This window comes from Actinoplanes nipponensis (assembly GCF_016862275.1).
In the GTDB taxonomy this organism is placed as follows: domain Bacteria; phylum Actinomycetota; class Actinomycetes; order Mycobacteriales; family Micromonosporaceae; genus Actinoplanes; species Actinoplanes nipponensis.
Map to the genome: position 1 here is coordinate 25,861 of NZ_BOMQ01000013.1, position 14,543 is coordinate 40,403.

A 14,543-nucleotide genomic window follows, 5' to 3' on the forward strand; every position below is an offset into this window, starting at 1 on the left:
GGCCGGCTCCTCAGTGGGGGGTGCGCGGGTCGGCGTGCTCCGGCGTCCGGCCGTCGGTCGGGGTACGCATCAGGTGCAGCGCGAGGCGGTTGGCCGCCGCCAGCACGGCCAGGACCACGGCCAGGATCGGGTGCCCGGTCACGGCCAGAGCGACGGTCGCGCCGCCGAAGACCAGCCACTCCGGTACGAGTCGCAGCGGATCCGGCAGCGGCCGGCGGGCCTTGGGGGCGACCCACTGTCCCCACACGACGGCGGCGACCAGCGGCAGCCCGATCGCGGCCAGCAGCCGCAGCCAGAGATTGTCCGATGCCTGCCAGCCCGCGTACGCCAGCGCCGCCAGCGCGCCCAGCTCCAGCACGAACCGCAGCAGCAGGTGGAAGCCTCGCATCCCGCACCTCTCCGACGACGCTCGCCCGGCCCGGGCTCGACCCGTCGATTGTCGCCGAGGAAGCGCGTCGTGTCAGTCCGCGATTCGCCCGACCCCGCCGCGGACATGGCGGAGGCCGGTCGCGCATCGCGACCGGCCTCTCGTTCGGGCGGCGTCAGCCGGCGTAGGCCTCCAGGCGCGACGCCCGCTGCGGGTCCCGCAGCTTGGACATGGTCACCTTCTCGATCTGGCGGATCCGCTCCCGGCTCAGGCCGAACTCGCGGCCCACCTCGTCGAGGGTGCGCTGGCGGCCGTCGTCGAGGCCGAAGCGGAGCCGGATCACCGCGGACTCGCGCTCCGACAGCGTGGAGAGCACGATCTCGACCTCGCCGCGCAGCTCGCTGCGGCCGACGCTGTCGCCGGGCTCGCCGCGGGGGTCGACCGCCGCGACGAAGTCGCCGAGGGCGCTCTCGCCGTCCTCGCCGACCGCCTGGTCCAGGCTGACCGGCTCGCGGTCATAGGAGATGAGCTCGATGACCTGGAACTCCGGCACGCCCATGGCCTTGGCGATCTCGGCCACCACCGGCTCGCGGCCCAGCGTGGTGGCCAGGTCGCGGCGGGCCCGGACCATGCGGTTGACCTGCTCGACCATGTGCACCGGGATGCGGATGGTGCGGGCCTGGTCGGCCATGGCGCGGGTGATGGCCTGGCGGATCCACCAGGTGGCGTACGTGGAGAACTTGTAGCCCTTGGTGTAGTCGAACTTCTCGACCGCGCGGATCAGGCCCAGGTTGCCCTCCTGGATCAGGTCCAGGAACGCCATGCCGCGGCCGGTGTAGCGCTTCGCGATGCTGACCACGAGGCGCAGGTTGGCCTCGAGCAGGTGGTTCTTGGCGGCCCGGCCCTCGGCGAGGATGATCTCGAGCAGCGGCGCCAGGTCGTCGCCGGCCGTGGGGAGCTTCTCCTCGGCGTAGAGGCCGGCCTCGATCCGCTTGGAGAGCGTCACCTCCTCGACCGCGGTGAGCAGGCGCGTGCGGCCGATGCCGTTCAGGTACGCCCGGACGAGGTCGGCGGAGACGCCGCGCTCGTCGATCGCGTCCAAGTCCGCCAAGGGCTCGACACCGTCAGTCATGATGTTCTCGGCAGCAACCGCCGCCGTGGACTCCGTCGCCTTCATCTGCAGGACCACCTTTCAGTCCCCTCCCCGCGTTCACCCGAGTCGTGCATTCCCAGCCGCATTCGTGCCGGTGATCACTAGCTTGGCGGCAGGCGCGTTAAGCGGAGGTGAGGCAAGCGTCCAGGTGGCATGAATCGGGGAGAACCCTGAGGTCGTCAACCCGACACGGTGCCCGGATTGCTGTGACATTTACGGAGAGTGAGGCAATTCCGCTTGTCGACGACGGGGTCGATAATCGGCGTCAGGTCAGCAACGAGGAGGAAAGTCCGTGGTCTTCAAGCGCATGATGCAGGCGATGGGTGTCGGGGGCCCGTCCGTGGAAACGGTGCTCGCCAACCCCAACTGCCGTCCCGGGGGCTATCTCGAGGGGCAGGTGCACGTCATGGGCGGCGACCACGCCGTCGACATCGAGTACGTCGCGGTCGGCCTCATGACCCGGGTCGAGGTGGAGAGCGGCGACAGCGAGTACAACACCGACCAGGAATTCCACCGGCAGCGGCTGACGGGCTCGTTCAAGCTCGACGCCGGCGCCCGCCACGACATCCCGTTCCGCTTCGACGTGCCGTGGGAGACCCCGATCACCGAGGTGTACGGCCAGCACCTGCACGGCATGACGATGGGACTGCGGACCGAACTCGAGGTGGCCCGGGCGGTCGACAAGGGTGACCTGGACGCCGTGGCCGTGCACCCACTGCCGGCCCAGGAGCGGATCCTGGACGCCTTCCTGCGGCTCGGCTTCCGCTTCAGCCGCGCCGACGTCGAACGCGGCCGGGTCTACGGCGTGCAGCAGACGCTGCCGTTCTACCAGGAGATCGAGTTCTACCCGCCGGCGCAGTACGCGAGCGGCATCAACCAGCTCGAGGTCACCTTCATCCCCACCCCGCACAACCTGCAGGTGGTCCTGGAGATCGACAAGCGTGGCGGGCTCTTCACCGAGGGCCACGACGCGTTCGGCCGCTTCGACGTGGACTACCACTCGGTGGACCAGGTCGACTGGACCGCGCAGCTCAACGGCTGGCTGCAGCAGTCCGCCCAGCGCCGCGGCTTCTTCTAGAGCTCCAGCCAGACGGTTCTCGGGCCCACGTTCACGCTTTCCACGAGCATGTGGGCCCGGAACCGTCCAGTCTGCACAGTCGCGCCGCGCTCCCGCAGCGCCGCGACGAACGCGGTGACCAGCGGCTCGGCCACCTCCGCGGGCGCGGCGGCGGACCAGGTCGGACGGCGGCCCTTGCGCGCGTCGCCGTAGAGGGTGAACTGGCTGACCACCAGCAGCGGGGCGCCGGTGTCGGCGGCCGAGGCGTCACCGTCGAGGATGCGCAGCTCGTACACCTTGCGGGCCAGGGCGGCGGCGGTCGCGGCGGTGTCGTCGTGGGTGACGCCGAGCAGCACCAGCAGCCCGTCCTCGATCTTGCCGACGACCTCGTCGCCGACCGTGACGCTGGCCCGGCTGACGGTCTGGATCAGCGCGCGCACGCCAGCACCCGCTCCGCCGCCAGGTCGAGCCGCTCGGTGCCGGAGAGCTGCCAGTCGCGGAAGCGGACCACCTCGTCCAGCAGCCTCGTCGGCGCGCCGGGGGCCAGCCGCAGGAACGCGCTCAGCAGCGCGCCGGCCGGGGCGGACCACTCGTGCCGCGGGTCGACCGCCACCTGGGCGAGGATCAGCGCGGTCAGTCCGGTGTCGAGGTCGGGGTCGCCGGGCCGGGCGTTGCACCAGTCGATCACCACCGGACCGCGGGCGGTCATCAGCACGTTCTCCGGGTGCAGGTCCAGATGCAGCAGAGCGGTGCCGGCGGGCGCGCCGGGCCCGGGCGGCACCTCGTGCAGGCGGCGCAGCAGCTCGGCCAGGTGCGTGGCCGCCTGGTCCAGGGTCAGCGCCGCGGTCACGAGGGCCTGGGCCATCGTCGGTCCGTCGAGGCGTTCGAGCACCATGTCGCGGCCGGCGGCCTCGTACACGGCCGGGACCGGATAGCCGGCGCCGGCGAGGTGACGCATGGCGTCGACCTCGCCGGTGACATCGGCGTCGCGCCTGTACCGGCGCAGCACGCGCCGCTCGTCCAGCGCGTACACGTCGGCCTCCCGGCCGGAGGCGAGCAACGGTCCCGTCACCCGCCGACGATAACCTTCTCAGTCGATCGCGCTGCTGGTGGCGTCGCTGGTGGGCCCGTCCGTCGGCGTCATCGCGCCGGTGGTGGCGTCGCCGGTGGTGGTCGGCGCGACGCCGGGACCGGTCCGCGGCCGGGTCTTGAAGCTGTTCGGGCCGGCGGTGCCACCGGTGGTGGTCATGATGCCGCCGCCGGCGGGCGGGGGACCGCCGTTGACCAGTTGCTCGGGGTCGGTGCCGGCGGCGATGGTGCTCGACAGGCCCGGGTCGTCCTCGCCCTTCTCGGGGCGGTACGTGCTCGGCTCCTCGAGCGCGCCGGGCGCGTAGTCGCCGTTACCGATCTCGCTGTTGTCACTCATGGCCAGGGGTTTGCCCGGACGGCCGGGCGGCAAACCGGGCTCAGTAGGAGCCGGCGGTCACCCGGCTCGCAACGGGGGCCGGCTCGCCGCGGTGCCGGGCGGCCAGGTCGTCCAGGATCGCCTCGGTCGCGGTGGCCCCGAACCGGGTGGCGCCGGCCGCGGCCAGCTCCAGCAGCGTGTCCAGGGTCCGTACCCCGCCGGAGGCCTTGACCGCGACCGCCGGGGACACCGTCGCCCGCATCAGGCGGATGTCGGCCGCGGTGGCGCCGCCCGGGGCGAAGCCGGTGCTGGTCTTCACGAACCGGGCCCCGGCCCGCTCGGCCAGCCGGCAACCGGCGACCTTCTGCTCGGCGTCCAGGTACGCGGTCTCCAGGATGACCTTGACGCAGCGACCCTCGGCCGCCGCCACGACCGCGGCGATGTCGTCGAGCACGTAGCCGGTCTCGCCGCCGCGCAGCCGGCCGATGGCCAGCACCATGTCGATCTCGCCGGCGCCGGCCGCGATCAGCTCCCGGGTCTCGGCCACCTTGAGCGCCGTGGTGGTGCTGCCGTGCGGGAAGCCGACCACGGTGCCGACCAGCACGCCGGTGCCGGTCAGGACCGCGGCGGCCGTCGCCACGTCGCCGGGGCGCACGCACACCGAGGCGGTACGGCGCCGGGCGGCCACCTCGCAGCCGTGGCGCACCTCGGCGGTGGTCAGCTCGGGCCGCAGCAGCGAATGGTCGATCATCGCGGCGACCTGCTCGACGGAGGGGATCACGGGGTTTCTCCTTCTCGGGGCGGCTGCACGTCGAAGGTGACGCGCAGCGAGTAACGGGAGCCGACGTACCGGCTGACGCTGTATTCCAGGGGCGCGGCGTGCTGGTCGACGATCACGCGGCTCTCCACCAGCAGCGGCTCGGCCGCACCGACCTGCAGGCGCGGCCCGTCCGGGCCCGCCGGCTGGGCGGTCAGCGTCGACGAGCCGAGCGTGGGGCGCAGGCCGCGCTCGTGCAGGGCGCGGTGCAGCGAGCCGGTCTCCAGGTCGGCGTCGAGCAGGGTGGCCAGGTGGGGCGGGAAGCAGGCGTACTCGACGGCCAGCGGGACGTCGTCGGCCAGGCGGACCCGCACGATCGAGACCACGGTGGGCGCCGCGGCCGTGAGCTGCAGCGCGGCCGCCTCCTCGGCGCCGGCCGGCCGGACCTCGCCCTCGACCAGGCGCGACGAGGGCGTACGCCCCCAGCTGCGCACCTGGTCGTGAAAGCTCATCAGCGTGGCGGCGGCCCGCGGCGTGGGCCGCCGGCGCACGAACGTGCCCCGGCCCTGGATCCGCTCGACCAGCCCGTCGGCCTCGAGTGCGTTGAGGGCGGCCCGCACGGTCATCCGCGCGACGCCGAACTCCTCGGCGAGGGCGGTCTCGGCGGGCACGAGGGCGCCGGGCGGCGCCGTGGCGAGCCGGGCCCGCAGCGCCCGCTCGATCCGCACGTACAGCGGGGTGTTCGCCACGTGTCCTCCAGGTCGTCTAGACAACCTAGAAGTTAGCGGACGGGCCGGGCGACGGTCCATAGGATGTGGGCCATGACGCTTTCGCTGCCCATCGCCGCCGAGGCCAACGAGCTGCTGTCGGCCGACCCGCTGGCCCTGCTCATCGGCATGGTGCTGGACCAGCAGATCCCGCTGGAGAAGGCGTTCAGCTCGCCGTACGTCCTGGCCCAGCGCCTCGGCCACGCGCCCACCGCCGCGGAGCTCGCCGACTTCGATCCCGAGCAGCTCGTCACCGTCTTCGCCACCCCGCCGGCCCTGCACCGGTTCCCCAAGGCGATGGCCGCCCGGGTGCAGGACGTCTGCCGGGCCCTGGTCGGCTCGTACGACGGCGACGCGGCCAACCTGTGGCGCGACGTCGCCGACGGCCGGGAGCTGGTCCGGCGGATCGCCGCGCTGCCCGGGTTCGGGCGGCAGAAGTCGCAGATCTTCGCCGCCCTGCTCGGCAAGCAGTACGGCGTCCGGCCGTCCGGCTGGCGGGAGGCCGCCGGCGCCTACGGCGAGGAGGGCTCGTTCCGCTCGGTGGCCGACATCGTCGACGCCGGTTCGCTGGAGCGGGTGCGGGCCTTCAAGAAGGAGATGAAGGCTGCGGCACGGAGCTGACCAGCAGCTCCAGGAACCGGGCCGGCGGCAGCGGCCGGGCGAACAGGTAGCCCTGGCCGATGGCGCAGCCCAGCAGCTGCAGCTCCGCCGCCTGCTCGGCCGTCTCGATGCCCTCGGCGACCGTGGTCAGGTGCAACACCTGGCTCAGCCGCAGGATCGCCTCGGTGATGCCGGAGCCCTCCGGGGTGCCGTTGAGCTCGGCCACGAAGCTGCGGTCGATCTTGAGGATGTCGACCGGCAGCCGGGTCAGGTAGTGCAGCGACGAGTAGCCCGTGCCGAAGTCGTCGATCGCCACGTGGATGCCGTGGTCGCGCAGCGCCCGCAGTTTGGCGATGCCGGCGCTCTCGTCCACCAGCGCCGACTCGGTGATCTCCAGGACCAGCCGGTCCGGCGCCAGCCCGGTACGCGCCAGCACGTCGAGCACGTCGGTCACCAGCGTCTCCTCCTGCAGCTGGCGCGGTGACACGTTCACGCTGACGTAGACGCCGTCCCACCCGGCCACCTGCCGGCACGCGGTCTCCAGCACGAACATGCCGATGTCGGCGATCGTGCCGCTGCGTTCGGCGATCGGGATGAAGCGGGCCGGGGACACCACGCCCAGCCGCGGATGCTGCCAGCGCACCAGGGCCTCGGCGCCGACCGGGCGGCCGCTCGCCAGGTCGACCAGCGGCTGGTACAGCACGTGCAGCTCGCCGCGGTCCAGGGCGCCGGCCAGGTCCTCGCCGAGCCGGGCATCGGCGGCCCGGCGGTCGGTCATCGCCGGGTCGTGCAGTTGCACGCCGTGCTTGCCGAGGTGCTTGGCCTGGTACATGGCGATGTCGGCGCGCCGCAGCAGCTCCTTGGGGGTGTCGCCGGCGCGGCCGGTGGCCACCCCGATGCTGGCCCGCACCGGCAGCACCTCCTGGCCGAGGTGCACCGGGGCCGCGGCCGCCGTGGCCAGGATGCGCTGCGCCGCCGCGACCGCGTGGTCCGGGTCGGGCACCCCGGTGATCAGCACCACGAACTCGTCGCCGCCGATCCGGGCGGCCACGTCGCCGGTGCGCACCCCGGCCAGCAGGATCTGCGCGAACTCGGTCAGCATCGCGTCGCCGGCGGCGTGCCCGTGCAGGTCGTTGACCAGCTTGAAGCCGTCCAGGTCGATGAGCAGCAGGGCGATGTCGGTGCGCCGGCCGACCGCCTGCGCGAGCCGGGCGTCCAGGCCGGCGCGGTTGGCCAGGCCGGTCAGCGGGTCGTGCAGGGCCATCTGCTCCAGTTCCAGCTCGCGTTCGCGCAGCCGGGTCTCGACCTGCTGGCGCCGTTCGATGTCGCCGCGCAGCGCCGAGGTGGCGGCGTCGACCTTGCCCATGGCCCGGTTGCGGGCGCCGGTGAGCAGGGCCACGAGCGTGGTGAGCAGCAGTGCGATGGTCAGGGCGACCGCGAAGGTGGTCCGTACGATGCCGCGGTCGGTCTCCTTCAGCAGTTGGTCGGTGGGGTTCACCCACAGCTTCCAGGTGTGCGACCCCGCCGTGACGGTGGCGACCCGGTCGAGGGCGGCCGCGTGGTCCGGGGCGGCCTGCCCGGAGGTGGCGATGGTCTGGTGGACGTCGCCGGTCGGGTCCTCCAGCACGGCGGTCACCGCGCCGTGGCCCCGCGTCCGCAGCGTCTCGGCCAGCAGGTCGCGGCCGTGCACCCCCATGGTGAGCCAGCCGCGGAAGGCGCCGCCGATGCGGGCGACCGGCACCGCGAACAGGAACGACAGCTGCTGCGCGGCGGCCGGTCGCGCCTGGTCGGCGGGCGTCACGTAGGCCCGGCTGACGGCGAAGCCGCCGTCGGAGTACGCCTCGCGCAACGTCTCGGCCGCCTCGGGGTCGCCGGCCAGGTCCGTGCCGGCGGCCACCGGGACGCCGTCGAAGGAACGGGTGAACACCGCGAACGCGTGCTCGCCGGCGGTGGCGGCCGGTCGCAGGGCCAGGTCGGCGGCGCCGCGGCTGCGCCAGTACGACTGCAGCGCGGCGACGCCGGTGCCCGGGGTGGAGACCACGAAGCCGAGTGAGGTGGCGCCGGGCAGGTGGCGGTTGCTGATCCGGTTGGTGATCCACGTGAAGTCGCCCGCGGTGAGGTCGGTCTGCGCCCCGAGCGCGATGGAGACGTCCGCGAGCGTGTCGCCGTACCGCTGGACCTGGGTGGTGATCGCCCGGCTGAGGTCGCTGGTGTAGCGGTCCATGAGCTGGGCCGCGTAGCGCTGCTCGGCGGCGCGGGCGTTGCCCGCGGCGAACCAGGAGATCCCGCAGCCGAGCAGGGCGACCACGACGACGAGGGCGACGCCCGACCAGCGTCGCCGGTTGAGTCCGCAGGAGGCCCACCGCACACCTGCCTGATCGGTCGGCAATGGCGGAACTGAACGATTCGGCGCGGGCGGCCCTGTCGCGCGGGGCGCTGCGTCGATTGTGGGCATGGGCCCGGTGGCGGTGCGAGGATGAGGTGTCGATCGGAGTATCAAGGTGAAGAAGCAGCCGGTGTTGATCACCAACGCCGCTCGCAGCCAGAGCGATCAGCTCCGCACGCGCCAGATCCGTTATGTCGCCATGATGAGTGTCCGCGCCGGGTGTCTGATTCTCGGCGCCGTCCTGGTCAGCATCCGGCCGCCCCTGCTGCCGCTCTGGCTCATCCTCTGCGCGGTCGGCATGGTCTTCCTGCCCTGGGCCGCGGTGCTGATCGCCAACGACCGGCCGCCGAAGAGCCGGGCGCACCCGGCGGCCACCCCGGCGGTCAACCAGCAGCGCGTCCTGGAACCGGAGGCGGCCGAGATGATCAAGCAGCGCACCATCGACGTCGAGCCGTGAGGTTCTAGCGCGGGCGCGCGCCGACCGTCTGCACGGCGGCCGCGCCGAGGGCGGCCCCGGCCGCGAGCGCGGCCTCCGGCTCCGCCCCGGAACACCAGGCGGCGAGCAGGCCGGCCGCGAAGGCGTCACCGGCCCCGGTCGGATCGAGCGGCGGTACGGGCACACCCGCGACCGACCGCACCACCGCGTCCCGCGACACCCAGACGGCGCCGTCGGCCCCGCGCTTCACCACGACGTTGCGCGCCACCGCGGTCAGCGCGGCCGCCTGTTGGGCCGGCGTGCCCGTACCGCCCAGCACCTCCGCCTCGTCGGCGTTGCACAGCAGCAGGTCGACGGGGCCGAGCAGGTCCAGGAACGCCCGCGCCCCGAGCTGCCGCAGCGGCTCGGCGGACGCCGCATCGACGCTCGTGGTCAGCCCGCGCTCCCGGGCCGCGGCCAGCGCCGCCAGCCCACCCGTCCGGGACCCGGCGTGCAGCAGCGGGTAGCCCGACAGGTGCAGGTGGGTGCCGTCCGTGACGGCCTCCACCGCGGCCGTCACGTCGACCGGGTCCAGCAGCAGCGCCGCGCCCCGATCGGTGATCATCGTGCGCTCGCCGGCCGAACTGAGCACCACCACGCTGCCTGTGGCCACCCCCGGGTGCGCCCGTACCGCGCAGCGCACACCGCCCGCCACCAGCTCGGCGATCCGTTCCCGGCCGGCGTGGTCGTCGCCGACCGCGGCGACCAGGACGGCGCCCGCCCCCGCCCGGGCCAGCCAGGCGGCGGTGTTGGCCGCCTGCCCGCCCCCGCCGACGGTGATCCGCGCCTCGGTGTCCGAGCCCACCGCCAGCGGCCCGGCGTGCGCGACCAGGACGTCGGTCACCAGGTCGCCGACGACCAGGACGGTCACTCCCCGCACCGGCGCGGCCTCACGCCGGCAGCGCGAAGCCGAGCGTCGCGGGCGCCGGGGTCGCGGCCGCGGCGATCTGCGCGGCCAGGGCCGCGTTGCGCAGGATGATCCGTACGTTGACGGCCAGGCTGCGGCCCTCGGTGCTGCTGTGGAAGTGCGCCAGCAGGAACGGGGTGACGGCCTTGCCGGTGACGCCGTCCCGGGCCAGCAGCTCCAGCCCCTCGGCCAGGGTGCGGTCGTGCACGGCCGGGTCGAGCTGCTCGTCGGTCGGCAGCGGGTTGCCCAGCACCAGCGCGCCGGCCCCGACCGCCTGCTCCGTACGCGCCGCGATGACGTCGGCGACCTGCTGCGCCGTGTCCAGCCGCCAGTCGACGTCGAAGCCGCCGTCGGTGACGAAGAAGCCGGGGAAGCGGTGGGTGCCGTACCCGGCGACGGACACGCCGAGCGTCTCCAGGCGTTCCAGGGTCGCGCCCACGTCGAGGATCGACTTGACCCCGGCGCAGACCACCACGATCGGCGTGCGGGCCAGCGTGGTGAGGTCGTTCGACTCGTCGAAGGTGCTGCTCGCCTCGCGGTGCACGCCGCCGAGCCCGCCGGTGGCGAACACCCCGATGCCCGCCGCCGCGGCGATCGCGCTGGTGGCGGCGACCGTGGTGGCGCCGTCCGCGCCGGTGGCGGCGGCCACGGCGAGGTCGCGGACCGAGAGCTTGGCCACGCCGTCGGCGCCGGCCAGGTGCTCGATCTGGTCGTCGGACAGGCCGACGACCAGCTCACCGCCGATCATGCCGATGGTCGCGGGCACCGCGCCGTGGTCGCGGACGGTCTGCTCGATCTCCCGGGCCACCCGCAGGTTGTCGGGCCGGGGCAGGCCGTGCGAGACGATCGTGCTCTCCAGCGCCACGACCGGGCGCCCGTCGCGGCGCGCCCGGGACACGTGGTCGCCGTAACGGATGGCATAGCGGCCCATCTGCCGCGTGGAATCGGTCACGATGGCAACGGTACGGTGCCCAGCGGCTCCGTTGTCGTTGGACCGACCAGGCGTGAGGTGTCAGACTTGTGGGTTGGAGCTTCTTCCGCGGTGACCGGGGGGCACGCGGGCCCGGCAACAGCGCCGATTCACCGGCGCTGTGCCGTTGAGCACACAGTCATGAGACTCATGAAGGGCAGATGCCGTGAGCACGCAGATCCTGGAGCGTCCGGAGACCAAGGACGCCGACACCGGTCCCGAGATGTTCCACTACGTGCGCAAAGAGAAGATCGCCGAGAGTGCCGTGATGGGCACCTTCGTGATCGCTCTGTGCGGGGAGAAGTTCCCGGTGACCAAGTCGCCGAAGCCGGGCTCGCCGGTGTGCCCGCAGTGCAAGGAGATCTACGAGTCGATGAAGCACTGACCTCGGGCCGGCCCTCGTGACAGGCGGCTACAGCCTGCTGGTGGCGGACCTGATCGGCGTGGCCGTCTTCGCGGCCTCCGGCGCCAGCGCCGCCGTCGCCAAGCGGCTCGACCTGTTCGGCGTGGGCTTCGTGGGCTTCGTGGCGGCGCTCGGCGGCGGCATCCTGCGCGATCTCGTGATCGACGCCGTGCCGCCGCTCGCTTTCGCGGACTGGCGTTACGCCGTCACGGCCGTCTGCGCCTCCGTGGCGGTGTTCTACCTGCACCCGCAGCTCAACCGGCTGCGGCGTACGGTGCTGCTGCTGGACGCCGCCGGGCTGGGGCTGTTCACCGTCCTGGGCACCCTCAAGGCCCTCGACGCCGGCGTCCCCGCCGTCGGCGCCTGCCTGATCGGCATGCTCACCGGCATCGGCGGCGGGCTGGCCCGTGACCTGCTCACCGGGGAGATCCCGGTGGTGCTCCAGCGCGACATCTACGCGGTGGCCGCGCTGGGCGGCGCGGCCGTCGTCGTGCTGCTGAACCGGCTCGAGCTGGCCGGCCCGGCCCCGCTGGTGCTCGCGGCGGCCGCCATCACCGGGGTACGGCTGCTCGCGCTGTACCGGCGCTGGTCGGCGCCCGTCGCGGTGCCGTGACCACGCCGGCGGCCGCCCGCCGCTATGCTGGGTTCCGCCTCTGCGGCCCGTTGCGCAGAGGCTTTTCTGTGAGTCGAGAGGATCGTCGCAGCTTGAGTCCGCCCCTGCCGAACCTGGAGACCTTCCCACCGCTGCGCGCCTGGCAGCGCAAGGCGCTCGTGGAATATCTGCGCAGGCGCAGCTCCGACTTCATGGCCGTCGCGACCCCGGGCGCGGGCAAGACCACCTTCGCCCTGCGGATCGCCGCCGAGCTGCTCGCCGACGGCACCGTCGAGGCGGTGACCGTGGTGTGCCCGACCGAGCACCTGAAGACCCAGTGGGCGAACGCGGCGGCCCGGGTCGGCATCCAGCTCGACCCGATGTTCCGCAACGCCGACGTGCACTCCTCCCGCGACTTCCACGGCGCGGTGCTCACGTACGCCCAGGTCGGCATGGCGCCCGCGGTGCACCGGCGGCGCACGATGACCCGCCCCACCATGGTCATCCTCGACGAGATCCACCACGCCGGCGACTCGCGGACCTGGGGCGACGGGGTGAAGTCGGCCTTCGAGGAGGCCGAGCGCCGGCTGATGCTGACCGGCACCCCGTTCCGCTCGGACGACAACCCGATCCCGTTCGTCGTCTACGAGCGCGGCGAGAACGGCCTGCAGCGCTCCCGCTCGGACTCGGTCTACGGCTACTCCGACGCGCTGCGCGACGGCGTCGTGCGGCCGGTGCTGTTCATGGCGTACTCCGGCGAGACCCGGTGGCGGACGAATGCGGGCGACGAGCTGGCGGCCCGGCTGGGCGAGCCGATGACCAAGGACCTGGTGGCCCAGGCATGGCGGACCGCGCTGGACCACCGCGGCGACTGGATGCCCCAGGTGCTGCGGGCGGCCGACGCGAGGCTGTCCCGGCTGCGCGAGCACGGCATGACCGACGCGGGCGGGCTGGTCATCGCGAGCGACCAGCAGACCGCCCGGGCGTACGCGAAACTCCTGGGCGAGATCACCGGCCAGCCGGCGGTCGTGGTCCTCTCCGACGACCAGGGGGCGTCGGCCCGCATCGCCTCGTTCGCCCTCTCCGAGGAACGCTGGATGGTCGCGGTCAGGATGGTGTCGGAGGGCGTCGACATCCCCCGCCTCGCCGTCGGCGTGTACGCCACCAGCGCCTCGACCCCGCTCTACTTCGCGCAGGCAATCGGGCGCTTCGTGCGGGCCCGCCGTACCGGTGAGACCGCGACGGTGTTCCTGCCCAGCGTCCCGCACCTGCTGGGCCTGGCCAGCGAGATGGAGGCCGAGCGCGACCACATCCTGGGCGCGCCGAAGGACCCGGACGGCCTGGACGACGCCCTGCTGGAACGCGCCCAGCGGGCGGAGGACGCCGAGGGTGACCTGGAGAAGCGGTTCGAGGCCCTGTCGGCGACGGCGGAGCTGGACCAGGTGATCTACGACGGCGCCTCGTTCGGCACCGGCGCCCGCACGGGCACCCCGGAGGAGGAGGAATACCTGGGCCTGCCCGGCCTCCTGACGCCCGACCAGGTGAGCGTGCTGCTGGAGCGGCGGCAGAGTGAGCAACTGGCGGCGCAGAAGCGGCAGAAGGCCGCTGAGCCGGTTCCGGCCCAGCGGGAGCCGGTGGTGACGCTGAGCGCGGGGGAGCGCCGCAACAGCCTGCGCCGGCAGCTGAACACGCTGGTGGCGGCCCACCATCACCGCACCAACCTGCCGCACGGCAAGATCCATGCGGAGCTGCGGCGGCTGTGCGGGGGGCCGCCGAGCGCTCAGGCGACGATTGAGCAGCTTGAAGAGCGGATCGCGACCATTCAGACGATGTAGGCGGGTTGGGCCTTTCAGCGCGGCTGTCTGCGGTCTTCAGGCGGGGCTTGGGGGGAAGCGCTCGGTGCGGCCGTCTGCTGGGCGTGGGTGTTGGACCGCTGTGGTGGCGTCATCGCCTCCTGCCCGTGTGCCGGCCGCGCGATGCGATTCCATGCGACGCCGGTTTCCGCGGCTTCGCCTTGTGCGCTCCATCGTCCGTTTTTCGCATCTGCGGTGCGCTCCGCCTTCGTCGCCTTCCGCCTTCCGCCTTCCCCCTTCCGCCTTCCGCCTTCCGCCTTCCGCCTTCCGCCTCATCCGCACCCGCGGTCTGCGCTCCGCCTTTTACGCGTGCCGCCTCGGCTTTCCAGCCTGCGCCTTCCGCGCTTCGTTATCCGCGTGCGTCTCCGCTCTCCCGCCTGCGCCTTCCGCCTCTGCCCTCTGCCTCTGCCCTCTGCCTCTGCCCTCTGCCTCTGCCCTCTGCCCTCTGCTGAATCTTGAAGAGCTGGATCGAGTGAGCGCACCCATGCCGCTCCAAGATCGGGCGGACGTCGTGGGACGGGTGAGTGCCCCGCCGGGGCGGTGTGGACAGGGCGCTGAGGTTGCTGGTGGGCATTCGGACTTCGAGCGCTGAGGCAAACTGCGCGCCCTCGCTCGTTGATCCAGGCCCCGATCCGTGTTGCCGACAAGCGGTCTCGAACGCCTGCTCACTCCCTCGTCGACGCCACGGCAGCGCGCACCGGATCTTGATGCCCCAGGACCGATTTGCGCCTTGAGAAGTCACAAGATCAAGTGTGGGGGTGGGTGAGGCGGGTGGACGTCGCTCGGCAGGTGGGGTGGCTCGGGCGGGTGAGTGTGGTTCGGGCGGGTCGGTGTGGTTCGGGCGGGTGGGG

At 73.0% G+C, this 14,543-nt stretch carries 16 protein-coding genes; 6 read left to right on the forward strand and 10 right to left on the reverse strand.

Features of this window, described 5'->3' with window-relative positions:
• Nucleotides 1-10: 10 nt before the first annotated feature.
• Both Ani05nite_RS05200 and sigB read right to left on the reverse strand, forming a co-directional pair.
• Nucleotides 11-388 (reverse strand): YrdB family protein, encoded by a 378-nt coding sequence (locus Ani05nite_RS05200; RefSeq protein WP_203765623.1) that lies wholly within the window; start codon nt 386-388, stop codon nt 11-13.
• A 154-nt stretch (nt 389-542) separates the two neighbouring features.
• Nucleotides 543-1,499, reverse strand: a complete 957-nt coding sequence (gene sigB / locus Ani05nite_RS05205) for an RNA polymerase sigma factor SigB (protein WP_203765624.1) — start codon at nt 1,497-1,499, stop codon at nt 543-545.
• Between the two features lie 313 nt (nt 1,500-1,812).
• Between sigB and Ani05nite_RS05210 the strand changes: the two genes are divergently transcribed.
• The gene (locus Ani05nite_RS05210) at nt 1,813-2,598 is read left to right on the forward strand and encodes a sporulation protein (RefSeq protein WP_203765625.1); all 786 of its coding nucleotides are present in this window, start codon (nt 1,813-1,815) and stop codon (nt 2,596-2,598) included.
• On the opposite strand, the gene dtd is transcribed toward Ani05nite_RS05210, so the two are convergent.
• The 5 genes from dtd to Ani05nite_RS05235 are packed head-to-tail and all read right to left on the reverse strand — an operon-like array spanning nt 2,595 to nt 5,488.
• On the reverse strand, nt 2,595-3,017 hold the full coding sequence (gene dtd / locus Ani05nite_RS05215; RefSeq protein WP_203765626.1) for a D-aminoacyl-tRNA deacylase: 423 nt from the start codon (nt 3,015-3,017) through the stop codon (nt 2,595-2,597). The two genes, Ani05nite_RS05210 and dtd, sit on opposite strands and share 4 nt — an antisense overlap.
• Complete coding sequence (locus Ani05nite_RS05220) at nt 3,005-3,649, reverse strand: phosphotransferase (protein ID WP_203765628.1); 645 nt, start codon at nt 3,647-3,649, stop codon at nt 3,005-3,007. Before Ani05nite_RS05220 ends, dtd begins: the two co-directional genes overlap by 13 nt.
• Nucleotides 3,650-3,667: 18 nt before the next feature.
• A complete protein-coding gene (locus tag Ani05nite_RS05225; RefSeq protein WP_203765629.1) occupies nt 3,668-4,003 on the reverse strand; it encodes a hypothetical protein in 336 nt (111 codons plus the stop codon).
• 40 nt (nt 4,004-4,043) lie between these two features.
• Nucleotides 4,044-4,763 (reverse strand): deoxyribose-phosphate aldolase, encoded by a 720-nt coding sequence (gene deoC, locus Ani05nite_RS05230; protein ID WP_239129317.1) that lies wholly within the window; start codon nt 4,761-4,763, stop codon nt 4,044-4,046.
• The gene (locus tag Ani05nite_RS05235) at nt 4,760-5,488 is read right to left on the reverse strand and encodes a GntR family transcriptional regulator (protein WP_239129318.1); all 729 of its coding nucleotides are present in this window, start codon (nt 5,486-5,488) and stop codon (nt 4,760-4,762) included. Before Ani05nite_RS05235 ends, deoC begins: the two co-directional genes overlap by 4 nt.
• A gap of 72 nt (nt 5,489-5,560) precedes the next feature.
• On the opposite strand from Ani05nite_RS05235, the gene Ani05nite_RS05240 reads away from it, so the two are divergent.
• A complete protein-coding gene (locus tag Ani05nite_RS05240) occupies nt 5,561-6,127 on the forward strand; it encodes an HhH-GPD-type base excision DNA repair protein (protein ID WP_203765633.1) in 567 nt (188 codons plus the stop codon).
• On the opposite strand, the gene Ani05nite_RS05245 is transcribed toward Ani05nite_RS05240, so the two are convergent.
• On the reverse strand, nt 6,093-8,495 hold the full coding sequence (locus tag Ani05nite_RS05245; protein WP_239129320.1) for a putative bifunctional diguanylate cyclase/phosphodiesterase: 2,403 nt from the start codon (nt 8,493-8,495) through the stop codon (nt 6,093-6,095). The two genes, Ani05nite_RS05240 and Ani05nite_RS05245, sit on opposite strands and share 35 nt — an antisense overlap.
• Before the next feature lie 127 nt (nt 8,496-8,622).
• Here Ani05nite_RS05245 and Ani05nite_RS05250 point away from each other — a divergent pair, with 127 nt between their 5' ends.
• Nucleotides 8,623-8,949, forward strand: a complete 327-nt coding sequence (locus Ani05nite_RS05250) for a DUF3099 domain-containing protein (RefSeq protein WP_377883179.1) — start codon at nt 8,623-8,625, stop codon at nt 8,947-8,949.
• A 4-nt stretch (nt 8,950-8,953) separates the two neighbouring features.
• Here Ani05nite_RS05250 and Ani05nite_RS05255 read toward each other — a convergent pair whose 3' ends face one another.
• Both Ani05nite_RS05255 and Ani05nite_RS05260 read right to left on the reverse strand, forming a co-directional pair.
• Nucleotides 8,954-9,838, reverse strand: a complete 885-nt coding sequence (locus Ani05nite_RS05255; RefSeq protein ID WP_239129321.1) for a carbohydrate kinase family protein — start codon at nt 9,836-9,838, stop codon at nt 8,954-8,956.
• 19 nt (nt 9,839-9,857) lie between these two features.
• Nucleotides 9,858-10,805: a pseudouridine-5'-phosphate glycosidase gene (locus Ani05nite_RS05260; RefSeq protein WP_203765655.1), complete on the reverse strand. Its 948-nt coding sequence runs from the start codon at nt 10,803-10,805 to the stop codon at nt 9,858-9,860.
• A gap of 205 nt (nt 10,806-11,010) precedes the next feature.
• Between Ani05nite_RS05260 and Ani05nite_RS05265 the strand changes: the two genes are divergently transcribed.
• From Ani05nite_RS05265 to Ani05nite_RS05275, 3 genes are all read left to right on the forward strand, one after another.
• Nucleotides 11,011-11,229 (forward strand): DUF3039 domain-containing protein, encoded by a 219-nt coding sequence (locus Ani05nite_RS05265; protein ID WP_203765641.1) that lies wholly within the window; start codon nt 11,011-11,013, stop codon nt 11,227-11,229.
• Between the two features lie 16 nt (nt 11,230-11,245).
• Complete coding sequence (locus Ani05nite_RS05270; protein WP_203765643.1) at nt 11,246-11,860, forward strand: trimeric intracellular cation channel family protein; 615 nt, start codon at nt 11,246-11,248, stop codon at nt 11,858-11,860.
• A gap of 92 nt (nt 11,861-11,952) precedes the next feature.
• Nucleotides 11,953-13,674, forward strand: coding sequence for a DEAD/DEAH box helicase (locus tag Ani05nite_RS05275; RefSeq protein ID WP_203765645.1), 1,722 nt, complete (start codon nt 11,953-11,955; stop codon nt 13,672-13,674).
• Nucleotides 13,675-14,543 lie beyond the last annotated feature (869 nt).